Origin of the sequence: Aeromicrobium jepli (assembly GCF_047246605.1) — a bacterium.
Lineage (GTDB): Bacteria > Actinomycetota > Actinomycetes > Propionibacteriales > Nocardioidaceae > Aeromicrobium.
The window spans coordinates 126102-149201 of sequence record NZ_JBFOKO010000002.1; the positions used below are offsets into that span (position 1 = coordinate 126102).

General features: G+C 67.9%; 19 protein-coding genes. 8 read left to right on the forward strand and 11 right to left on the reverse strand.

Translation table 11 applies throughout. The annotated features are described in order from the left end of the window. Nucleotides 1-48: 48 nt before the first annotated feature. From treZ to AB3M81_RS04340, 7 genes are all read right to left on the reverse strand, one after another. The gene (gene treZ, locus AB3M81_RS04310; RefSeq protein ID WP_412902681.1) at nt 49-1719 is read right to left on the reverse strand and encodes a malto-oligosyltrehalose trehalohydrolase; all 1671 of its coding nucleotides are present in this window, start codon (nt 1717-1719) and stop codon (nt 49-51) included. Then, nucleotides 1716-3995: a malto-oligosyltrehalose synthase gene (gene treY / locus AB3M81_RS04315; protein ID WP_412902682.1), complete on the reverse strand. Its 2280-nt coding sequence runs from the start codon at nt 3993-3995 to the stop codon at nt 1716-1718. Before treY ends, treZ begins: the two co-directional genes overlap by 4 nt. Then, nucleotides 3992-6103: a glycogen debranching protein GlgX gene (gene glgX / locus AB3M81_RS04320; protein WP_412902683.1), complete on the reverse strand. Its 2112-nt coding sequence runs from the start codon at nt 6101-6103 to the stop codon at nt 3992-3994. The genes treY and glgX overlap by 4 nt, the downstream gene beginning before the upstream one ends. Nucleotides 6104-6129: 26 nt before the next feature. After that, nucleotides 6130-8076, reverse strand: coding sequence for a 4-alpha-glucanotransferase (malQ, locus tag AB3M81_RS04325; protein ID WP_412902684.1), 1947 nt, complete (start codon nt 8074-8076; stop codon nt 6130-6132). A 77-nt stretch (nt 8077-8153) separates the two neighbouring features. Further along, entirely contained in the window at nt 8154-8414 is a 261-nt protein-coding gene (locus AB3M81_RS04330) for a helix-turn-helix domain-containing protein (protein WP_412902685.1), read from the reverse strand. Then, the gene (locus AB3M81_RS04335) at nt 8415-8921 is read right to left on the reverse strand and encodes a DUF2975 domain-containing protein (protein ID WP_412902686.1); all 507 of its coding nucleotides are present in this window, start codon (nt 8919-8921) and stop codon (nt 8415-8417) included. A gap of 89 nt (nt 8922-9010) precedes the next feature. Further along, nucleotides 9011-10468 carry an MFS transporter gene (locus tag AB3M81_RS04340; protein WP_412902687.1) on the reverse strand — a complete coding sequence of 486 codons (1458 nt, stop codon included), beginning with the start codon at nt 10466-10468 and terminating at the stop codon, nt 9011-9013. 97 nt (nt 10469-10565) lie between these two features. Here AB3M81_RS04340 and AB3M81_RS04345 point away from each other — a divergent pair, with 97 nt between their 5' ends. After that, nucleotides 10566-11282, forward strand: a complete 717-nt coding sequence (locus AB3M81_RS04345; protein ID WP_412902688.1) for a TetR/AcrR family transcriptional regulator — start codon at nt 10566-10568, stop codon at nt 11280-11282. A 93-nt stretch (nt 11283-11375) separates the two neighbouring features. On the opposite strand, the gene AB3M81_RS04350 is transcribed toward AB3M81_RS04345, so the two are convergent. Both AB3M81_RS04350 and AB3M81_RS04355 read right to left on the reverse strand, forming a co-directional pair. Further along, the gene (locus tag AB3M81_RS04350; RefSeq protein ID WP_412902689.1) at nt 11376-12047 is read right to left on the reverse strand and encodes a CDP-alcohol phosphatidyltransferase family protein; all 672 of its coding nucleotides are present in this window, start codon (nt 12045-12047) and stop codon (nt 11376-11378) included. 886 nt (nt 12048-12933) lie between these two features. Further along, nucleotides 12934-13734 carry a hypothetical protein gene (locus tag AB3M81_RS04355; RefSeq protein WP_412902690.1) on the reverse strand — a complete coding sequence of 267 codons (801 nt, stop codon included), beginning with the start codon at nt 13732-13734 and terminating at the stop codon, nt 12934-12936. 736 nt (nt 13735-14470) lie between these two features. Here AB3M81_RS04355 and AB3M81_RS04360 point away from each other — a divergent pair. The 6 genes from AB3M81_RS04360 to lnt all read left to right on the forward strand — a co-directional run bounded on the left by AB3M81_RS04360 (nt 14471) and on the right by lnt (nt 19655). Then, a complete protein-coding gene (locus AB3M81_RS04360) occupies nt 14471-14836 on the forward strand; it encodes a BlaI/MecI/CopY family transcriptional regulator (protein ID WP_412903122.1) in 366 nt (121 codons plus the stop codon). After that, entirely contained in the window at nt 14833-15810 is a 978-nt protein-coding gene (locus AB3M81_RS04365) for a M56 family metallopeptidase (protein WP_412902691.1), read from the forward strand. Before AB3M81_RS04360 ends, AB3M81_RS04365 begins: the two co-directional genes overlap by 4 nt. 171 nt (nt 15811-15981) lie before the next feature. After that, nucleotides 15982-16761, forward strand: a complete 780-nt coding sequence (locus AB3M81_RS04370; RefSeq protein WP_412902692.1) for a cytochrome c biogenesis CcdA family protein — start codon at nt 15982-15984, stop codon at nt 16759-16761. 15 nt (nt 16762-16776) lie between these two features. Further along, a complete protein-coding gene (locus AB3M81_RS04375; protein ID WP_412902693.1) occupies nt 16777-17391 on the forward strand; it encodes a TlpA family protein disulfide reductase in 615 nt (204 codons plus the stop codon). Nucleotides 17392-17453: 62 nt separating this feature from the next. Beyond that, a complete protein-coding gene (locus tag AB3M81_RS04380; protein WP_412902694.1) occupies nt 17454-18041 on the forward strand; it encodes a CueP family metal-binding protein in 588 nt (195 codons plus the stop codon). Nucleotides 18042-18176: 135 nt separating this feature from the next. Continuing rightward, nucleotides 18177-19655: an apolipoprotein N-acyltransferase gene (gene lnt / locus AB3M81_RS04385; protein ID WP_412902695.1), complete on the forward strand. Its 1479-nt coding sequence runs from the start codon at nt 18177-18179 to the stop codon at nt 19653-19655. A 34-nt stretch (nt 19656-19689) separates the two neighbouring features. Here lnt and ccsA read toward each other — a convergent pair whose 3' ends face one another. Beyond that, on the reverse strand, nt 19690-20604 hold the full coding sequence (ccsA, locus tag AB3M81_RS04390) for a cytochrome c biogenesis protein CcsA (RefSeq protein WP_412902696.1): 915 nt from the start codon (nt 20602-20604) through the stop codon (nt 19690-19692). After that, nucleotides 20601-22166 carry a cytochrome c biogenesis protein ResB gene (resB, locus tag AB3M81_RS04395; protein WP_412902697.1) on the reverse strand — a complete coding sequence of 522 codons (1566 nt, stop codon included), beginning with the start codon at nt 22164-22166 and terminating at the stop codon, nt 20601-20603. The genes ccsA and resB overlap by 4 nt, the downstream gene beginning before the upstream one ends. A gap of 203 nt (nt 22167-22369) precedes the next feature. On the opposite strand from resB, the gene AB3M81_RS04400 reads away from it, so the two are divergent. Next, entirely contained in the window at nt 22370-22975 is a 606-nt protein-coding gene (locus AB3M81_RS04400; protein WP_412902698.1) for a DUF305 domain-containing protein, read from the forward strand. Nucleotides 22976-23100: the final 125 nt, after the last annotated feature.

Sequence of the window (23100 nt, forward strand, 5' to 3'; positions counted from 1 at the left end):
GCACCCCGCGACTCCCCGCAACACACAGGCCCGGCCGTGTGACCGGGGCTACTGCGTCACGGTGACGGTGACGCGCTCGAGTTCCAGCACGATCTCGCCGTCCACCGGGGGCGCGACATCGCCGAACCGGCAGGCGACGCGGAAGCGGCCGCGATGCATCACGAGCCACGAGTCGTCGGCGGCGACGTCGACGGTGAAGTCGCCCAGCGACGGGTCGCTGAGCTCGGGGTGCTGACGGCGCAGCGCGATGAGCGAGCGGTAGACCTCGAGCATGCGCGCATGGGCCGGATCGCCGAGCTCGTCCCAGTCGAGGGTCGAGCGCTCGACGGTGGCCGGGTCCATCGGATCGGGCACCTCGGACTCGCCCCAGCCGTGCCGCCCGAACTCGCGGCGCCGGCCGGTTCGCACCGCCTCGGCCAGCTCGGGGTCGGGGAACGACGCGAAGAACTGCCACGGCGTCGACGCCGCCCACTCCTCGCCCATGAACAGCATCGGCGTGTAGGGCCCGAGCAGCACGATCGCGGCGCCGCACGCCTGCAGATCGGGTGGGACCGTCGCCGAGATGCGGTCCCCCGTGGCGCGGTTGCCGATCTGGTCGTGGTTCTGGAGGTAGGCCAGGAACGACGCGCCGGTGAGCTCGCGGACGTCCACTGGCCTGCCGTGCGTGCGTCCGCGGAACGACGACCACGTCCCGTCGTGGAAGAACGCGCCGCGCAGGGTCTTGGCGAGCGCGCCCGGTGCCGCGAAGTCGGCGTAGTAGCCGTCGGTCTCGCCGGTCAGCCGCACGTGCAGCGCGTGGTGCAGGTCGTCCGACCACTGCGCGTCCATGCCCAGTCCGTGACTCGACCTCGGGCGCACGGTGCGCGGGTCGTTCAGGTCGGACTCCGCGATGAGGCTGAGCGGCCGGCCCAGGACGTCCGACATCCGCGCCGTCTCGGCGGACAGCTCCTCGAGGATCGGCATGGCTCGCGTGTCCACCAGGGCGTGGACGGCGTCGAGCCGCAGCGCGTCGACGTGGAAGTGCTCGAACCACATCATCGCGTTGTCGATCACGTAGCGGCGGACCTCGTCGGACTGCGGCCCGTCCAGGTTGAGGCCGGGCCCCCAGTCGCTCTCGCCGGCGAAATACGGACCGAACCGGTCCAGATAGGCGCCGGACGGCCCGAGGTGGTTGTAGACGACGTCGAGGACGACCCCGAGCCCGCGCGCGTGACAGGCGTCGACGAACCGCTTGAAGCCGTCCGGACCCCCGTACGGCTCGTGGACCGCGCTCCACAGCACGCCGTCGTAGCCCCAGCCGGCCGTGCCGTCGAACGAGTTGATGGGGAGCACCTCGACGAGGTCGACGCCCAGGTCGACGAGGTGGTCGAGGCGCTCGATCGCGGCGTCGAACGTCCGCCCCGGCGTGAAAGTGCCGATGTGGAGCTCGTAGATCACGGAGCGCTCGAGGGCGCGACCCGCCCACGCGCGGTCGGTCCATGCGAAGGCGTCCTGGTCGTAGACGCGCGACGCGCCGTGCACGCCGTGCGGCTGCCACGTCGAGCGCGGGTCGGGCAACGGCGTGTCGTCGTCACCGAGCAGGAAGGCGTAGTCGGTCCCGGCGGGCGCGTCGACGTCCGCGGTCCACCAGCCGTCATCCGCCCGTCGCATCTCGTGATCGACGTCGCCGATCCGCACGCGCACGCGCTCCAGGTCGGGGCACCACACCGTGAGCGTCATCGGTCCTCCCCTCGGACTAAAAGCGCCACCGGGTACCGGCCGAGCACTGCTGCGAGCTGCACGCGCCCGCCGTCGGCCGAGGAGCCGGTGAGGACATCGGTCCAGGAGCCGTCGGGCAGCTCCAGCGTGGTGTCTCCCCATCCGCCGGCACGCTCGAGCCCCGCCGGGAGCCGCGTCGCCAGCACGACGAGGTCCTCGCTGCGCGCGTATGCCAGCAGGTGGTCGGCCGCAGGACCGTCGGCGGCCAGCGGTCGGTATCCGCGGAAGAGCTCGGGTCGGTCGCGCCGAAGACGCAGCGTGCGCTGGACCAGCAGCAGCTTGGCGGCGCCGGAGGCGTCGACCTCCGGGAGGTCGCCACGAGACCGGTCGAGCAGCTCGCGGCGCAGGCCGTGGTCGACCTCGCGCCGGTTGTCGGGATCGACGAGCGAGAAGTCCCACAGCTCGGTGCCCTGGTAGACGTCCGGGACGCCGGGCATCGTGAGCTGGACGAGCTTCTGGCTGAGCGAGTTCGACCATCCGGGCGCGGCGATCCGGGCGACGAAGTCGTCGATCTGCTCGCCGAGCTCGTCCCGAACCCGGCGCGGCCAGTCGGCCACCGCCTCCTCGAACGCCTCGTCGGGCTCGGTCCACGTCGTGCGGAGCTTCGACTCCCGCGCCGCCTTGAGCAGGTAGTCGGCAAGCCGCTCGTCGCTGATCGGCCAGGCGCCGACGAGCGTCTGCCACGCGAGCAGGTTGAGCGACGGCTCGTCGATGCCGCACCGCTCGGTCCACGCGACGACCTTCTCGGCGAAGTCGTCGGCGACCTCGGCGAGCACGGCCATGCGGGCCCGGGTGTCCTCCGAGCGCTTGGTGTCGTGCGTCGTCAGTGCCGTCATCGTCGTCGGCTGCGATGCCTCGCGGGCGGCCGCGAGGCGGTGGAACTCCTCCACCCCGAGACCCCAGACGTCCGGCGAGCCGCCGACCTCGTTGAGCGCCGCGAAGCGGGTGTACCGGTAGAAGGTGGTGTCCTCGGTGCCCTTGGCGACCACCATCCCCGACGTCTGCTGGATGCGCGTCGCGAGCTCGCCGCCCGGATCGGCGCGCACCTGGCGGTCGAGCGCCGACAGCGCCTCGTCCAGGTCCGGACGCCGGGACCGGGCGCGCGCGATCGCGTCGGCCCACGTGGACCCGACCTCGGGCAGGTAGGAGCGGTAGACGCCGAACGCGATCATCGTCTCGGCCACGGCGGCACGGGTCGCCGCCTCCTCGACTCCCTCGACCAGCGCGGCGATCCGGCGCACCTCGGCGACCAGGATCTTGTCCGTGACCATGCGGCGGGCCTCCTGCTCGACCGCCGCGTAGTCGGTGGGGACGCCGAGCCGGCCGGCGAGACCGGTGAACGCCCGCTCTCCGGCGGGATCGAGCAGCACCCCGAAGACCTCGCGCATCGCGTCGTAGCCGGTGGTGCCGTCGACGGGCCAGCTCGCGGGCAGGTCCTCCCCCGGGTGCAGGATCTTCTCGATCACGATCCACGCGTCGGGTGCGGCCTCCCGCAGGCGCCGGACGTACTCTCCGGGATCGGCGAGCCCGTCGGGGTGGTCGACGCGCAGGCCCGTCACGTCCCCGGAGTCGACCCACCCCAAGATCTCGCGATGGGCCTGCTCGAAGACCTCGGGCCGCTCGACCGTCACGGCCGCCAGGGTCGTGATGTCGAAGAACCGGCGGTAGTTGAGCTCGCTGTTGCCCCGGCGCCAGTCGACCAGCTCGTAGTGCTGGCGATCGTGCACCTCCTGCGGGCTGCCGTGGCCGGTGCCCTCCGCGATCGGGAAGCGGTGGTCGAAGTAGGCCAGGTGGTCGCCCTCGACCGTCAGCTGCGCCACGTCGGCCGCGTCCCCGAGGATCGGCACGAGGATGCGCCCGCGCGACCAGTCGATGTCGAAGTGGCGGGCGTACGGCGAGGCCTCGCCCTCGCGCAGCACGCTGTGCCACCACGGGTTCGCCTCGGGCACCTCGACCGACATGTGGTTCGGCACGATGTCCACGACGACGCCCAGGCCGGCCTCGTGCGCGGCCGCCACGAGGTCGCGGAAGGCGCCCTCGCCGCCGAGCTCGTCACGCAGCCGCGTGGGATCGACGACGTCGTAGCCGTGGGTCGAGCCCGGCGTCGCCTCCATCACCGGCGACAGGTAGAGCGCGCCCACGCCGAGCGACGCCAGCTGGTCCACGAGACCGCGAGCGTCGTCGAAGCCGAACCCGGGCCGCAGCTGCAGCCGGTACGTCGATGACGGTGCGGTCATGAGCCGACCCGCTGCAGCACCACGAGCGAGCGCGGCGGAACGAGGAACGTGGCATGCGCGCCGAGCGTCTCTGGGCCCGGCTCCTGGACGACGCCGGTCGAGCTGTCGACGACGACGGCCCAGCCGGAGCCGTAGTCCTCCGGCGGGAGCGTGAACTCCGCCGGCTCGCTGTGGGCGTTGAAGGCGAGCACGAACGAGTCGTCGGTGACCCGCATGCCGCGCGCGTCGCGGTCCGCGATCGCGTCGCCGTTCAGGAACACCGCGATGGACTTGCCGAGCTCGTCCTCCCAGTTCTTCTCCTCCATCTCGTCGCCCGAGGGGGTGAACCACTCGATGTCGCGCAGCTCGTCGGCCTTGCGGACCGGCTTGCCCTCGAAGAACCGCCGACGGCGGAAGATCGGGTGACGCTGGCGGAAGGCCGCCAGGGCGGAGGTGAACTCCAGCAGCGCGCGCTCCTCCGCACGCGAGTCCCAGTCGACCCAGCTGACCTCGTTGTCCTGGCAGTAGACGTTGTTGTTGCCGCCCTGCGAGCGGCCGATCTCGTCGCCGTGCAGGACCATCGGGACGCCCTGGGACAGCAGGAGGGTCGCCATCAGGTTGCGGCGCTGGCGTCGGCGCAGCTCCAGCACCTCCTCGTCGTCGGTCGGTCCCTCGACGCCGCAGTTCCACGACCGGTTGTCGTCCGCGCCGTCGCGTCCCTCCTCGCCGTTCGCCTCGTTGTGCTTGTGGTTGTAGGTCACGAGGTCGTTGAGCGTGAACCCGTCGTGCGCCGTGACGAAGTTGATCGAGGCGTACGGCCGCCGGCCGTTGTCCTGGTAGAGGTCGGACGATCCGGCGATCCGGGAGGCGAACTCGCCCAGCGTCGCAGGCTCACCGCGCCAGAAGTCGCGCACGGTGTCCCGGTAGAGCCCGTTCCACTCCGACCACAGCGGCGGGAAGTTGCCGACCTGGTAGCCGCCGGGACCGACGTCCCACGGCTCGGCGATGAGCTTGACCTGGCTGACGACCGGGTCCTGCTGCACGAGCTCGAAGAACGTCGCGAGCTTGTCCACGTCGTAGAACTCGCGGGCGAGCGTCGCGGCGAGGTCGAACCGGAACCCGTCCACGTGCATCTCGGTGACCCAGTAGCGCAGCGAGTCCATGATGAGCTGCAGCGTGTGCGGGTGCCGCACGTTCAGCGAGTTGCCCGTGCCGGTGTAGTCCATGTAGTGCTGCTCGTCGCCCTCGACGAGCCGGTAGTACGCGCAGTTGTCGATGCCGCGCATCGACAGCGTCGGGCCGAGGTGGTTGCCCTCGCCGGTGTGGTTGTAGACGACGTCGAGGATGACCTCGATGTCGGCCTGGTGCAGCGCGCGCACCATGCCCTTGAACTCCTCGACCTGGCGGCCGGGGTGGGCGGCGTAGTCGGCGTGCGGCGCGAAGAAGCCGATCGTGTTGTAGCCCCAGTAGTTGGTCAGGCCCTTCTCGACCAGGTAGTGGTCGTTGAGGAACTGGTGCACGGGCAGCAGCTCGATCGCGGTGACGCCGATCGACTTCAGGTGCTTGACGATGGCCGGGTGGGCGATGCCGGCGTACGTGCCCCGCAGGGACTCGGGGACGTCCGGGTGCGTCATCGTCAGGCCCTTGACGTGGGCCTCGTAGATCAGCGACTCGTGGTACGGCGTCCGCGGCAGCCGGTCGTTCGCCCAGTCGAAGTAGGGGTTGATGACGATCGAGTACGGGACGTGACCCGCCGAGTCGTCCTCGTTCATCTGCTCGGGGTCGTCGAGGTCGTACGCGAACAGCGACTTGTCCCAGTGGACCGAGCCCGAGATCGCCTTGGCGTACGGGTCGATGAGCAGCTTGTTCGGGTTGCACCGGTGCCCGTTCTCGGGATCGTACGGGCCGTGCACGCGGAAGCCGTACCGCTGTCCGGGGGCGACTCCGAGCAGGAACCCGTGGTGGACGAAGCCGTCGACCTCCTCGAGGCGGACCCGCGTCTCGTTTCCGGCGTCGTCGAACAGGCAGAGCTCGACGAACTCGGCCGACTCGGAGAAGACGGCGAAGTTGGTGCCGGTCCCGTCGAACGTCGCACCGAGCGGGTAGGGCGATCCAGGCCAGGGCTGCACGGACTCTCCTCTGGGTTGGGGGCCGGTCACGCCGGTGGGCGCGCGGCCTGCATGGCGGCAATGCTTGCACGTACCCGGCGGTCGGCGAAGAACTCGTCGAGGTCCATCGGCAGGCGGATCCGCCAGTTCGGATACTCGTCGACCGTCCCGGGAAGATTGGGCTGCTGGAGCTGGCCGGCCGCGTCCGCCGGCGAGCTGAGGACCAGCCGGGACGCGGCGCGGGCGATCACGGCGTGGAGCGCGACGACGAGATCGTCCTCGTCGACGCCCTCGGCGCGCAGCAGGTCGAGCATGGCCGCGCGGTCGGACTCGGCCTCGGCGTAGGCCTCCTCCGCCGACCCGCCCAGCAGGCCGAGTTCGGCCTGCACGCGCACGCGCTCGTCCTGCAGCCATCCGGTGACGGTGGGCAGGTCGTGGGTGCTGATGCTGGCCATCGTCTCGGGCTCCCACTGCTCGGGCGGCACGTGCGGCTGGCCGGGTGCCTCCCAGTCGCGCTCGAACCAGAGCACGGCGGAGCTGAGCATCCCGCGCTGATGCATCGTCTCGGTGACCACGTCCTCGACGGTGCCGAGGTCCTCGCCGACCACGATGGCACCGGCCCGGGACGCCTCCAGGGCCAGGATGCCGAGCATGACGTCCGCGTCGTAGTGCACGTACGTGCCGCGGTGGGCGGGCTCGCCCGGCGGGATCCACCACAGTCGCCAGAGGCCGGCGATGTGGTCGACGCGGATGCCGTCGGCGTGGCGCAGGACGCTGCGGATGACGTCGCGGAAGGCGGCGTAACCGGACGCGGCGAGCCGGTCGGGTCGCCACGGGGGCAGTCCCCAGTCCTGGCCGAGCGGGTTGAAGGCGTCGGCCGGACAGCCGACCCGGACGTCCGAGGCGAACGTGTCCTGTTCGGCCCAGGAGTCCGCGCCGCCCGGGTCCACCCCCACCGGCAGGTCGTGCACGATGCCGACCGCCATGCCCGCCTCGTGCGCGGCCGCCCGCGCGGCGTCGAGCTGCTCGCGACACAGCTCCTGCAGCCAGGCGTGGAACGCGATGCGATCGGCGAGCGAGTCCCGGGCCTGCGCCACGGCCTCCCCGGCCGGGTCCCGTAGTTCCTCGGGCCACTGCCGCCAGTCCGCGCCGTGCCGCTCCGCCAGGGCCGAGAACGTGGCGAACGCCCTCAGGTCAGGGTCGACGATCTCCGTCTCGTGCGCGGGACCGGTCTCCCACAGCAGCTCGAGCGCGGCGAGCTTGGCGGCCCAGACCTCGTCGTAGTCGATGAGATCGGTGCTCGAGTCCGGCCTGAGCGCCAGCACGTCCCGCTGGGTCGACTCGTCCGCCTCGCGGAAGGCCGCCGTGTCGGTGACCCGGAGGTAGAGCGGGTTCGCGTAGCGGCGGCTCGACGGCGAGTACGGCGACCGCTGCAGGGGCTTCGAGGGCACGAACGCCTGGACCGGGTTCACCAGCAGCACGCCCGCGCCCTGCTCGGTCCCGGCCCGTCGGGCCATCTCCGCGAGGTCGCCGTAGTCCCCCATCCCCCAGGATCGGTCCGTGCCCAGCGAGTACAGCTGCAACATCCAGCCCCACGTGCGCGGGACCTCGGGCATGCGGCTCGGGGCGACGATGAGCGTCACGTCCTGCGTGTCCGTGACCAGGCGGTGCCAGCCGAGCGGCACGTCGAACAGCCGCTCGACGCGTGACGAGGTGCCGTCCTCCAGCACCAGGGTCGCGGGGACCTCCAGCTCACGCGTCGCGCCGGCGGTCAGGACGATCGTCGGCGGCAGGGCGGTCTGCGCCTCCCGCTGCCGCACGGCCTCGAGCTCACGCCGGATCGCGTCAGGGCCGCTCGCGTCGACGCCGAGCTGGGCCAGGACCGCCACGACGATCTCGTCGTCCACCTGCACCATCTCGCGATCGGACCCGCGGTACTCCGTCGCGACGTGGTGGGCAGCAGCCAGTTCGGCCAGCTCGCGGGAAGTCGTCACCCGTCCAGCATGGTGGCGTCCCACCGGCCCCGCCAACCGAGCGGCGGTTCTTCAGGGACGGTCCGCCGCACCTTCACTCAGGACTGTCGCTCGTGCGCGCGCGGCTCCGTCCGTTCGGCATCCGTCCCGTCGGCGTCCGGCTCCCAGCGCAGGAGGTCGCCGGGCTGGCAGTCGAGCACCTCGCACAGCGCCGCCAAGGTGGTGAACCGCACCGCCTTGGCCCGCCCGTTCTTCAGCACGGCGAGGTTGGCCGGCGTGATCCCGACCCGCTCGGCGAGCGTCCCCACGGCCATCTTCCGGCGCGCCAGCATCACGTCGATGTCGACGACGATCGCCACTCAGATCACCTCGTCGAGCTCGGACTGCAGGTGCCTGGCCTCGGCGTCCCGGGCGACCGCCTGCGCCAGCAGCGTCCGCATGACGTAGACGACCAAGGCGACACCGGCGGCCACGAGCGCGAAGCCGCAGATCAGGCCGACCAGGCCCGGGGCGACCTCATCCCCCGGCGTGGCGTGATTGGCGAAGCGGGCGACCACGGCGACGGCGAAGATCAGTGCCGCGGCCGCGGCGATCGCGCCGATCACGACGTCGACGTACCGGAAGGCCCGGTGGGAGAAGACGGTGCCGTGCGCGACCATCGACAGCAGTCGCCAGACGCACACCGCCACCACCTGCAGCGTCAGCACGCCGAGGACGCCGATGACGACCAGAGCCACCCTCGTGCCCGTCGGCTCCTCGTCGGTGTCGAGCCACAGCAGGGCGACCATCGCCACCTGCACCACGACGGACCCCACCAGCGCGATCGCTATCACCGCCCGCAGCACCCGGATCGCCCACACGCTCATCTTTCGGCTCCTTCGTGTCGCTTGTCGTTAGTAATCTATCGCAATTCGATAGGTCGAGCAACGACTCGAGCCGCTCGCGGGCCTCCGCGTCAGTGCGGTTCTTCGGTCACGCGCGAGTCGGTGAGGGTGAGCGCGCCCCAGCCGCTGATCACGCCGACGAGGACTGCGAGCACGGCGTACGTGATCCTCTCCCCCGCGAAGAACGAGGCCACCAAGGCCGAGGACCAGACGCCGGAGGGCAGCGTCGCCGTGACGAGTGCCGCGATGAGCGTGCCCACGACCGCGGTGCCGACGCTCGAGCCGACCTCCTGGGCCGTGTCGTTGAGCGCCGTGCCGATCGACGTGCGGTTCTCGGGCATCGCCTCCACGAGCGCGACCGCGCAGATCGTCATCACCGTCCGCAGGCCGATCGTCATGACGACCATCGCCACGGCGATCGGCGCGTAGCCGTGCTCGACGCCCCACGCGAGCCCGGCGAGCGCACCCGTCATGAGCGCCGCGCCCACCAGGCAGGCGACTCGGTGACCCAGTCGCTTCACCAGCAGCTCGGTGATCGGCGTCGCCAGGACCATCGTCAGGATCATCGGGAGGTTCGCCAGTCCGGCGCGCAGCGGACTCCAGCCGTAGGCGTACTGGAAGTGCAGGATCAGTCCGAACATGACGCTGGCCATCGCGATCGCCGTGCCGACCTGGGCGAGCGCCGCGCCCCGCACGGTCCCGTTGGAGAACACGCCGAGATCCAGCATCGGCGTCGGCGTCCGCCGCTCCCACCCGATGAACGCCGCGAGCGCGAGGCCGGCGCCGAGGACGCAGCCCAAGGTGGCGGTCGACCACCAGCCGTGCTCCACACCACTCGTGAGGGCGTAGCAGCCCAGGCCGATCGTGGCGATGCTGAGCACCGCGCCGATCAGGTCGAGCGCGTCGTCCGTGAGGTCCTCGGGCCGGTCGGCGGGCACCCCGAGCCGCACGCCGATCCAGGCGACCAGCGCGATCGGCGCGTTGACGACGAGCAGCCACTCCCAGCTGACGTGCACGAGCGCCGTGCCTCCCAGCAGGGGCCCGAGGATGAAGCCGCTCATCCCGACGACGATCATCAGCGTCATCGCGCGCATGCGCAGGGCCTGGTCCTCGAACAGGCGGAAGACGAGCGAGTTCGTGATCGGGGCCATCGCCGCCGCGGCCACGCCCAGGACCGCGCGTAAGCCGATGAGCTCGCCGGCGCTCCTCACGGCGACGACGGCGAGGCTCGCCACGCCGAACACCGCCAGCCCGACCAGCAGGACGCGCCGCCTGCCCAGTCGATCGGCCATCGACCCTGCCGTGAGCAGCAGCCCGCCGAAGGTCAGCGAGTAGATGCCCGTGACCCACTGCAGCCCGGTCGTGTTGCTGCCGAGGTCACGGCCGATCGTCGGCAGCGCGATCGTCAGCAGCGTGTTGTCGACCATCTCGACGAAGAACGCCAGACACAGCGCGGCCAGGGGAATCCACGCCGCGCGCAGCGACGGATAGGTGCGCGCGACCGCGCGGGTGGGGGCGACAGCTTCCATGAGATGACCTCTGAATCGAACGACGTTCGACTCTCGAACGCCGTTCGATACGATAGAACGACGTTCGATGGAAGACACGGATGGTGAGATGGGACGCATGACACCCTCCCCGGACCGCTCGCGCACCCGTCCCGCACGGGAGTCCCGCGGTCGAGTCACGCATTCGATGGAGGCGATCCTCACCGACGCCGTGGCCCTGCTCGACGAGGCCGGCGAGTCCGCCCTGACGTTCCGCGCCCTGGCCGCGCGCCTGGGTGGAGGCGTCGGCAGCATCTACTGGTACGTCTCGAACAAGGACGAGCTGCTGGACCGCGCGAGCGACCACGTCATGGCCGACGTCCTCGCGTCGACCGAGGCCCACCTGACGATGCCCGATCCGATCGACAGTCTGCGCGCGATCGCGGTGACGTTGTTCGAGGCCATCGTCGAGCGACCGTGGCTCGGCGCCTACTTCATGCGCAACACCGATGTGCAGCCCAACGCCATGCGGATCTTCGAGCGACTCGGCCAGCAGGCGATGCGGCTCGACCTCTCGTCGCAGGACAGCTTCCACGCGGTCTCGGCCATCATCGGCTTCGTCGTCGGCACCGCCGCCGACCTGGGCCAGCGCCCGCCGCCGGAGGTCCGCAACGGCACCGTCACGCGCGAGGAGTACGCCGCCGAGCACCTCGACGGCTGGCGCGAGCTCGACCCTGAGGAGTTCCCGTTCGTCCATCACATCCTCGAGGACTTCGCCTCCCACGACGACGCCGAGGAGTTCCGCGCCGGCCTCGACCTGCTGCTCGCCGGCCTACGCCTCCAGGCCGGGCGCTGACGCGCTGACTGGGTTCACGCTCGGGTGCGCCATGGGAAGGACGCTCGCTCGACCATGAGGGGAGGCTCCGGGCCTGCACCGGCCCGGAGCGCCTCAAGCACGATCTGGTGGGTAGCCGGGATCGGGGAGCACGTCTGTTCGCGCGCCACCGTAGGCCCGCGGGGTCGCGGATGCACGTCTGGAAGCGAGGCGGGCGACACGGACGGCGCTGGTGATCTTGACCGCCAACTGGATTGTGACGATCGCCAACGCCACGGGCAGGCTTCCGATCAGCACCGCGACGATGATCCCGGCGTTGTTCAACGCCTTGGCCGGGTGGGACCAGTTGTACCGGAACACCGTGGGATCGACCTCGGCGAAGTAGTTCGGGCTCACGATCGGCCACAGCAGGAACGAGAGCGAGAGCAGCTGGTCGATCACCATGAAGTTGAGGAGGAACAGGCCGATCGGCACCGCCAGGTCCGGCTGCTGCACGACGAGGCCCGCGGCCAGGATCGCGGTGCTCAGCCGATCGGTGCAGATGTCGAAGACCGCGCCGGCCCTCGTCTCCTGACCCAGGAGGCGCGCGACCAGTCCATCGAGGCTGTCCCCGAGCCAGTACGTGAGATAGCCGGCGATCAGCCACGGGACTGGGTCATCGACGACGAGAGCCGTGACCGCCAGGCACGCGGCCGCCACACCGCGGATCAGGGTGATCAGATTGGGGTACGTCAGGAAGGGACCTGGGCCCGGCAGGTGGTGGGTGGGCGACACCGCCTTGCTCACGGAGTCAACGTACGCCCTCCCCCGCCCGGCCGCCCGCTGTGCCGAACCAGAAGTCACGCACGCGTCGTCCTGGCAGGGGCCACCCAGCGCGACACGAACGTGACACCCGCGGGTGCGCGGGCGGCCGCTCGACGCGAGAAAAAGGAAGACCCCTCCGGAGAGAGGGGTCTTCTTCTGTGTCCGAGGGGGGACTTGAACCGGAGGGACACCTACTGGCATTCCAGCGAAAATCCGCATTCGCCTGGAATGCCAGTGGCCGTCTTCTACGGTTCCATCCCGTTACATCCGAAGTGTGCCCCCTAGGGGTGCACCGATCTGAAGTTCGTATGACCAGCGTAACGGGCACAGTGCCCCGCCCGTCGCCGCTCTCGTGTGCGCGGCCGATGCACCTCGGGGCTGATGGTTGTGGTGACCGCAGCCGCCGGGGCAACAATTGATGGAGCGAGGCAAGTCATCAGGAAACGGAAACTCGCCAGAGCGCTGCGCGCCCTCTCACACTTGCGGACATGGGCCGAATCACAGCAGCCCAAGATTTTCCAGGGGTGGGGAGACTCAAGCGTGTCGGCAAAACTCTGGATCCCGGTGAGGTCTGGGCCCTCACCAACCTGCCACCGCGAAAGTCGTACCCGATAGGTGTGGATATCGGCCGGGGGCAGCCCGGGCTACGACACGGGAATCAGCTCACTTGACTCTCGCAGAGTGACCCCCAACCGGCTCACTGCCGCTGAGCGAGAAGTCACGCCGAACGAGCCGCAGGAGTTCAACGGGTTCGACCCATCGCGTCATCGGTGTCGCCCCGCTCCGAAGATTGGACCTCTGGATACGTTCACCGGCACCTGGAATGCGGCCTTCAACGAGTCGCGACCCACGCGCCTCGAACGTTGCACTAGAAGCGACGCAAGGTGGCGACCAGCGCCTTGTTCTGTCCACCTGGCGCAAACAGGACGCCAGGGTGGTGGGTGACCGACGCGAGGCCAAGCGACTTCTGCCAATTCGCTGCGATCCTCACGCAAGCTGCGTCCCAGGCCGCAGCTTCCGCAGGGCTCAGGTCTCTGTGTGCCTCAGGGTCTGCAACTTCAATGCTGCTGAGGAACTTGGTCCGATTCAACGGTGCTGCCTTCAGTGCCACCAAGGCGGTTTCGGAGCGTGCAAGCTGCATGATCGCGCGAGCAGCGGCCCAGGCTCCGATTCCTTCACCCCGGAAGCGCTCATGGATACCGATGCTGCGCAGCAGGACGAGCGAGTCGTACCAGCCAATTTCGCTAGCATCCATCACTTCCTGAATGAACGGGTCGTCAGCGGCCCCTTGGGTGAGTGGCCCCAGGACATCGGCCAGGTCTTGAGCGAGGGCGTCACCGGCGTCGTAAATGGCAGGGCCATAGGGTCCAACGGCCACTTGGTCTCCGAACACCGGGTGACCCTCGTCGAGGTGCAGAACCATGAGCTCACACCCGCCGACGTGGACCGTAATCTCACCATCCTCAACGAAGATCTCCCTCGGGAACTCAGCAGTCAGGGCACCGACGTGGGCTGGCTCGAGATCGACGTCGACTTCCCACCCCGCGACGATCGAGCCGCGCCAGGAATCCCAACCGAAGTCATCGGATTCATCCTCCTGCCGCGAAGACAAGTCCACGGAGAGCTCAAGTCTCAACCATCCCGGCGCCGGGAGTCGTTCGTCTGCCATGAGGCGCACACTAGCCGCGCGAGCCGACAGATGCTCCGCCGCTAACGACGAAGGCCGCCTCCTCTCCCGCATCTCACCCTTTCTGTTCGCTGAGCGAGCCGCGGGTAACAGTGCGCCTAGTAATCACATCGTCGGAGCGTCGCTCCCCCTACAGAACGTTGGAGTGGACGTCCGTGATCGGCCAGAGATGGGACCCACGCGAGGGTGATCGTAGGCTGCAGGAAGCGCAGCATGAGAGTCAGAGCACGGACGGATACTGCCCTGAGCTTGGCACCTACATTCGCGTCTTGACGCCACCAGGAGAGCCATGGCCACCCTCAACACGGGAATCAGCCGGGCAAAATGAAAAGCGATCGGGCTGGCACCATTTTGAACCTGCGACCCCCTGTCGAGTCCGAGCTACAAACGAGCTGAGACGTTGGGTACCGAGAACTGCGGAAATCCCTCCAATGGTGGGGATGGCCCCTTCGGGTCGCTTCCGACGATACCCGACTACCTGCAACGTGAGCTTTGCCAATCAGGCCACAAAGCGGCCAGTAAGCGACGCCCTTCGTTCCGAATTCACTGAGGCCGCGTCCCGACTGAGTCCGCGCAAACCGATGCCCCTCTACGCGCACCGAGCGGTAGATGGCGTTGCTAAGTCACGCCATCTGTCACTGCGTCGATGCGGCCACGGCGAACCAGATTCACGGAACCCGGATACGATGTCTCATAGTAGACCGAGAGTTGGTGAGTGATGGGACCGCTGGAGACGTCCGTGATGCAGCGCCTGTGGGCTGTCGAACAGCCCCAGACCGTACGCGAGGTCCAGGAGTTCATGGCGACTGACCGGACCATTGCCTACACGACAGTCATGACTGTGCTGGACAACCTCCATGGCAAGGGGTTCGTGACGCGTGAACGTCAGGGCCGCGCCTACGTCTACAGCCCGCGCGAAACCCGCGAGGAGTACACCGCCTCATTGCTCGGCAACGCACTCGCCGACGGCGGGGACCGGCGCGGGGTGCTGATGCACTTCGTCGACCGCCTGGATGAGGAAGCCTTGGCGTCTTTGCGTCAACTCCTCCAAGAGCCGAGGAATGATTCCGAGGGCGTCCCATGAGCCATGCGGCGGGGTTCTTCGCCCTGGCAGGGGCATTCATGCTGGCCGGCCACTTCGGGCTTCGTCGTGCTCGTTGGAGTCATCGCTCCCCACGGCTCGCCATTGCGTTCTGGCAGGCCCTCGCGGGCGCGGTCGTAGTTTCCCTGCTGCTCGGGTCGATCTGCCTCGCACTGCCCGGGTTCTCGCCGGTGGGCACCGCAGGCGAGATCCTTCACGCTTGCTTCGTCGAGCTTCGGCGACAGTACTCAACCCCGGCCGGGGCGGCGGTCAGCGCCGTTGGATTCGGACTGTTCTTCCTGGTGATGTGGCGCGTTGCCCGAGCACTCACGAGGCATCATCGCGAAGCGACCCTCGCCCGCCGCCAGCACCGTCAGGCTCTTGCGCTCGTCGAAAGCCCACTCGGTCGGGACGTGGTCGTGCTCGATCACGGTTCCGCGGCTGTCTACTGCATTCCCGATGGACGCAGGTCGCGCCGGGGGAAGATCATCGTGACCCGCGGGGCCGCCGACCACCTGACCGCCAGGCAGTTGGAGTTGGTCCTGCGACATGAGCGAGTTCACCTCGCCGCGCGTCACGATCGTCTGGTCCAACGGTCGCTGGCTCTCGCGGAGGCACTCCCCCTCCTGCCCTTCTTCGGCGTCGCTCACCAGGAGATCGCCGATCTCGCGGAGATGCATGCTGACGACGGTATCGAGACCGAGGACGGCCCCGAACTTGCCTCAGCGCTGCTCCAACTCGCCGTCATGACCCCATCGCGTGTTCCCTCCGGCGCCTTGGCCGCCACAGGAGGCGCGACGCTGGCTCGGGCACGACGACTGGTTCAGCCGCAGCCGCCGCTCCGCCGGATGACCACTGGTCTGATCGTGGCGGCAATCGTGGGGACGAGTGCGGCGCCGGCGCTCCTGACCGCCTACTCGGGCGGGGAGAGCGGCTTCACTCACGCTTGTTGCAGTCGCCCCGCTCTCTTCTCATGACTCAAACGGCGGGCCGCCAATGCGACAACCCGAGGCACTCGAGGACCATGTACTATCTTACTTAGTAGATGGGTCAACGTTCGTTCTCGACCGACTTAGGGGTATGACCGTGGTGCCACAAGGGCCGATGGGTCCATGCGCTCGAGGTGCCGGTGAGCTCGGCGGGCTCCCATGATCGAACTGCAGGAAACCATCCTCTCCGGATCGCTGATCCTCGCGATGCTCGTAGCGGTGATCGCTGGCGTCGTCTCCTTCTTCTCACCGTGCTCCCTCCCCCTCGTGCCCGCATACCTCTCTTACGTCGCGGGAGTCGAGGGGCAGGAATCAACCGTGGCGCGCCAACTACGCGGCGAGGCTGCTCATGGCCGCGGGCGCACACTGGTCGGCGCCGGATTGTTCGTGTTGGGATTTGCTGCCGTATTCACCAGCTACGGCGCGCTCTTCGGCATCCTCGGTTCCCAACTAGTTGAGCACCAGGACCAGATCATCCGCTGGTCCGGAGTCCTCACGGTGCTGATGGGCCTGGGCTTCGCGTTGTCCGGCTCGGGCCTTCGGTTCGTGAACAGAACCGTCCGACTCAAGTACCGACCGCGCGTCGGCCTGGCCGGTGCCCCTCTGCTCGGAGTCGTCTTCGGAGTCGGCTGGACCCCCTGCATCGGACCCGCGCTCGCGGCGGTACTCGCTCTGGCCACGACGTCAGCCACCGCGGGACGCGGAGCTGGCCTCGCCTTCGCGTACAGCTTGGGCCTGGGGATCCCTTTCCTGATTGCCGCGTTCTCCGTGACCAACTGGATGAGACGCACCGCATGGGCTCGCAAGCACTCCGCGAACATGGCTCGAGTCGGCGGCGGTTTCCTCATTGCTCTGGGCGTCCTGCAACTGACCGGATGGTGGTCCGTCCTGATGGCTGCCACCCAAGGCCTTGTCGACACGTGGAATCCTCCGATCTGAAAGCGGTCCTGACGCGTGACTACTCCATCTCGAACCCCCCACCGCACCAGGAACAGGACTCTCGCAGCAGTTGCCGTCCTGGCGACGCTCGGCATTCTCGCGTGGTGGTGGTCCAGCAACGCGTCCACACCAACATCGGCCGCCAGAGCCGACGGAGGATCAATCATCGAGGAGTACGAATCGGCGGATCGCGTCCAGTCGCGGCCGTTCAAAGCTCGCTTGCTCAGCGGGAAGACCATCGACACGGACAGCTTGCGCGGCGAGGTGACCGTCTACAACGTGTGGGGTTCATGGTGCGTCCCTTGCGCGACCGAGGCACCTGACCTCGTCGAGGTCGCCCATCAGTACGGAGATGCGGTGACATTCATGGGCATCAACGTTCGCGACAACGAGGCGGCGGCACGTGCCTTCGAACGCGATTACGAGATCCCGTACGACAGCGTGATCGCTCAGGACTCCTCGACGGCGACATTGTCGTTCGGTGGAGCCCTGACGACTTCAGCGGTCCCCACGACACTCGTGGTGGATCGCCGGGGCAGAGTTGCCGCCCGAGTCATTGGTCCGGCCACCGCTGCGACTCTGCGAAGCCTGCTCGAAGCAGTACTCCAGGAGACGGACGACGTCCCGTGATGGCACAGAACCCACAGGTCCCGACCCACCAGATCCACGTGAAGAATAGGAAACGCACACCGATGAAGAGACTGTTCTGTATCGCGATTCTCGGGATCCTCGTCCTGTCCGCTTGCGGCAGCCCGTCAGAACGCGGCGGGAACGAAATTGCGAAGGGCGAGTCCGCTGACACGCAACAGATCCTGGAGCCGTATGGGCTCGCCGGAAAATCTGCAGATGAGGTGATCAACGAGTTGGATCGCCTCCCGGTGGGCCAGCGACCGACTGACCTGATGGCCTCGGTGAGAGCAGACGAGCTGATCCTCAGCGCTGACGACAGTGAAGGCAGCGTCCCGTTGGACCGTGACCGCTTCTACCTGTCCGCAGCACCCTTCATTTCGCAAACGCACGAGTGCTTCTTCCACTCGCTGACCACGTGCAAGGGCGAGTTGGGTGACACCGAGGTGCGCGTGAAGATCGTGGACAAGACCAACGACACGGTGATCGTGGACGAGGACGTCGAAACGTACTCGAACGGGTTCGTCGGATTCTGGCTGCCGGCCGACATCGAGGGGACCATGTCGATTCGCCTGGGCGACAAGACAGGGACTGTTGACTTCACCACGAAGCCGGACGCACCCACGTGCGTGACAACGCTCAAACTCGTCTGATTCGATGTGCCGCATGGGGTGGTCCGGGTGATCGTTTTCGAGACCACCTCGAGGGGACCGCTTCGCCGACTCTTGCCTGACTTCTCGGCCGCGCCCACGAGCCTGGTCCCACGCATGGGGTCTTCAGTCATCGCCATGAGCCTCGGGGGGCTCCTGGCGGCATCGTCCTTCGAGCCACTCGGATTCCGCGTGGCGGCTCCTGTCGCGATGGCACTCCTGTGGTGGGGAATTCAACGCGAGTCTTGGAGCCGTGCGCCAGTACTGGGCCTGTGCTTCGGACTCGCGTACATGCTTCCGCTGCTCTGGTGGTTGGACGAATCCATCGGCACGGCCGCGTGGCTGGCACTCGGTACGGCACAAGCTCTCTTCCTTGCGATCGCCAGCCTGGGCATCCGGGTGGTCCGCGACGTGCCTGCGGCGCCGCTGTGGGGCGGGCTGATCTGGGTCAGCGCGGAGACGATACGAGGCAGCTGGCCTCTGGGCGGGATGCCTTGGGGGCGACTGGGAGTCACCGCCCTCGATTCGCCGTGGGAGCCCGCCCTTGCTCACCTCGGTATCGCCGGCACCAGTCTGCTGGTGGCGACGACCGGGTTCGGGGTGGCCCACCTCGTCCTGCTCCCCCGGCGCGTCATGGTCCTGTGGCTCGTGATTCCGATGACCATCGGCCTGGTCGCGGCCACGCTGCCCTTCCGCGTCCCCAGCGTTGGATCCGCTCGAGTCGCGGTGGTTCAGGGCGGGGTACCGGGCGACGGCACCGACCTGGTCGCACACCATCGGACCGTCACCCGCAATCACCTTGCGGCCACCCAGCGGCTGGCGACGTCACTGACGGCGCAAGGGCGATCGGTGGACCTGGTGGTGTGGCCAGAGAACGCCACTGCCCTCGACCCGGCCGGGGATCCCGCCCTGAGTGAGGCGATCGGTGATGCGGCAGTGGCTGTCGACGCGCCAGTGCTCGTCGGCGCGATCGTCGACGGTCCCAGTCCTGAGCAGGCGTTCAACCGGGGAGTCCTGTGGTCCTCCGATGGCATTCCCGTCGACTCCTACACCAAAGCTCACCCGGTGCCGTTCGGCGAATACATCCCTTGGCGACCGATCATCGGTGACTGGTTTCCGCGCTTCGAGGAGATCCCTCGCGACATGCTGCCCGGGAACGGACAGATGCCGTTGCAGGTCAACGGCGTGCCGGTCGCCGACGCCATCTGCTTCGACGTGGCGCACGACGACGTGCTGCCCGCCCAAGTGAGACGCGGCGCTCGCGTGGCCGTGGTGCAGACCAGCAACGCCTCTTTCACCGGCACCGCTCAACCGGCCCAACAGTTCGAGATCACTCGCGCTCGAGCCGTCGAACTGGGCAGGGACGTCACGGTGGCATCGACCAACGGTGTCTCGGGGTTCATCTCAGCGGACGGCTCGGTCCGCGCACGGAACCAGTCCCGAGGCACCGAGGTGTTGGTCGAGACGGTGCAGCTTCGTGCTGGTCTCACTCCGGCGGTGCGCTTCGAGCAACAGCGCACGCTGGTGATCGTCGGTGGCGCCATGGTCGCCCTGCTTCTCGCAGCATGGCGATACGCGGCGTCGAGACGAGCCCGACGCGCCAGCGATCCCGCGTGAGGAGCAGCGCGCCGGGCTCCGTGCGTCGCGGGTCTCAGACTCCTGCGTAGGAGTGGAGTCCCCCGACCCACATGTTGACGCCGATGAAGTTGAACAGGAACGCGATGTACCCCGCGATGCTGAACCAGGCAGCGCGTTTGCCCCTCCATCCGGCGGTCGACTGCGCATGGAGGTACGCGGCGTAGAACACCCAGGTGATGAAGGCCCAGGTTTCCTTCGGATCCCAGCCCCAGTAGCGTCCCCAGGCTGCTTCGGCCCACACCGCGCCGGCGATGACCGCGAATGTCCACACGGGGAAGGCGAACACGATCAGCCCGTAGGAAACGCGCTCCAGCATCTCATCCCGTTCGGGGTGACGTCCGGGCCTGAACAGCTGGACGGCCGAGGTCACGGCTGCGACGGTGAACGCGCCGCCCGAGACGATCGCGGCCCCCACGTGGATCGCCAACCAGTACGAATCGAGAACGGGGATCAACGCGTCGACGGGCGTGTACAGGACCGTGACCGCGCTTCCGAGAGTCACGAGCACCAGTCCGATCACCCAGATCCCGAGCCTGTGGAGCGGATACCGGGACAGGCCCGCGACATAGGCTCCCAGAATCGCAGTCGAACCCACGATCGCGAACTCGTACATGTTTCCCCATGGCGCTCGCTCGGCCGCGATTCCGCGTGCCAGGACGGCGGCCGCATTGAGTACAAGGCCCATCACGACCATGACCGACGCGATCCGCGCTGTCCGCTCGCTCCACGGGGCGCCCACCTCGGGCGGGTGCTCGAGGTTGTCTCCCGCCGCTGAGGCCGCGGCGACGGGTGTGGTCACTGGTTCCTTCGCGACTCCTCGCTGCCGTGTGGTGCGTTGAGCCATGCTCACCGCATAGAAGCAGAACGCCAACGCGAGGATCATCATGGTGGCGACGACAAGGTCGTCCGACAGCCGAGACCAGGTCATGACGGGGTCCTTTCCAAGGATTCATTGAGGCTGAGTAGTTCTCGTTCGAGGCGGACCAGGTCCGCGGGGGGAAGATCCCTGCGGGTCAGCGACTGGCCGGCGATCTCCACCGTGACCGTCGGCCCGGAGTCAGTGGCACGGACCCACACCCGCCTGCGACGTATGACCAGCGACGTGGTGAGGCCGATCATCAGGAAGATCGCTGCGACCAGCGAGATCTCCTTGCCCGGGTCATAGGCGATCTGGAAGTTGGCAAACCGTGACACGCCATCGAAGGTGATGCTGCCGGCTCCGTCGGGCAGTTCCAACGAGTCGCCCACCCGCATCTGCTTCTGGGCCACTTCCTCCATGCCGTCGAGCTTGATGGCGTACACCGACTGAGGAGCACCCCGATCCATCCCGAGATCCCCCGTGTAGGCAGTCAGGTCCAGCCGAGGGGCAATCAACCCCGGGAACTGCGAGCGGTCGCCGTCGTTGGTGGGAGCCGTCGGCAAGAAGAGACCCTTGAAGCCGAGTTGTGTCGGTTGGGCGTTCGGCGCCTTGACGACGCCGTCGCTGGTGAAATTGTTCTCGATGGGCAGGAAGATCACCGGACCGGCGAACACGACCTCACCCGTACCGTCGCGGACCGTGACGCGCGGCGCGTAGCCGTGCCCCGTGAGGAACAACTTGGTTCCTTCGATGTCGAGCGGCTGATTGGGTTTGATACTGGCGGACTTCTCAGTTCCGTCGGCCTGCAGGTAGGTCACCGTGGCATCGAACTTGCGAGGCTCGCCTGCACGCGAACCGCTGATGGCGAACTCAGCGTCCAAGCCGTCCAGGGTGACCGAGAACGGCGTCAGCTCGTCCACACGGGTGAGGGCCGACCGTGAGAACTCGTCGTAGGACGACTCCACGTTGGTGAAGGTGTCGCCATCGGCCAGCGCCGCTCGACCTTCGAAACCGAGGAGCTTGCCACTGGCCATGCCCACCAGCAACAGCAACAGCGAGAGGTGGAACATGAGGTTCCCGACCTCGCGGACGTAGCCCTTCTCCGCCCGGACTTCCCCAAGCGCCTGCACGACCCGGTAACCGCGCCGAGACAGAACCGCACCTGCGTGCCGCAGCACCGAATCGCGGTCCGAGTACACGGCCAGCTCGCGATGACCTTCCATGCGTGACAAGCGCGTCGGAGCACGCGTCGGCTCCGCGCGACACTCCTGCCAGAGCTTCGCGCATCGAGGAAGGACACAGCCGGTCATCGACACGAGCAGCAGCAGGTACACCGCCGCGAACCACGGAGACGCGTAGACGTCGAACAAGAAGAGACGGTCGAGCCACGGCGCCAAGGTGGGATGGTCCCGGTAGAAACCTGGAACGGCCCCGGGGTTGGTCGCCACGTTCCGTTGTGGCAGGAACGATCCGGGGATCGCAGCGAGTGCGAGCAGGGCCAGCAGAATCACGGCCGTCCGCATCGATGTCAGCGTCCGCCACGCCCAGCGGCCCCAGCCCCACCCGTAGACAGTCCGGGTTGGCGTCGGCGACTTCGACTGATCTCTCTCCTTGAGCGCCTCGTCGACCATGGCTGGAGTCTACTATGCTTCCTAGTAGTTGAACTCTCGCCTTCAACGTGTGTGCGACCGCCCCGGTCGACCAACCGGGAGCCTCGGACCCGGCGCAGTCCCGGAGTCTTCATGGAACCTTGAGGACTGAGCGTGGTCGCTCTTCACATTCGGGAGGCAGACTCGCTGGCGTACTGAAGACGACCAGAGATGGAGAAAACCTGATGAAGAGGAAGCTGGCGGCTCTCACGCTGTTCGCGACGATCGGTCTCACCCTGGCCGCATGCAGCGACGATTCCGATGGCGGAAAGTCGAGCGACACGGGCTCCTCCTCCAGCCAGAGCGCCCCGTTCAATGACGCGGATGTCACGTTCGCCCAACAGATGATCCCTCACCACGAGCAGGCGATCGAGATGGCCAAGGTCGCCGAGACACGTGCCGGCACCGACGAAGTCAAGTCCTTGGCTGCCGACATCGAAGCCGCGCAGGGTCCCGAGATCGAGACCCTTGAGGGCTGGCTCGAGAGCTGGGGTGAAGACGTGCCGTCCGGGGAGATGGACCACGGGGACATGAACCACGGGTCCAGTGACGAAGGCGGCATGGCCGGGATGATGGACGAGGAGGACATGAAGTCCCTCGAGGATGCATCTGGCGCTGAGTTCGACCGCATGTTCCTGCAGATGATGATCGAGCACCACGAGGGTGCGGTCGCCATGGCCGAGACGGAAGTCCAGGACGGCGAGAATGCCGACGCGATCGCGATGGCACAGAAGGTGATCAGCGACCAGCAGGCTGAAATCGACCAGATGAACGGTCTCCTCGGGTCCTGACGCAGCGTTTCGCAGCATCTCCACCATGTTTCCGACCTGACGTCGGAATGGATGCTGCAGCCGACTGGCGTGCCGCTGGGTCACTTCCCCCCCCCAACCCGGCGGCACGCCGCCCTTCCAGATCG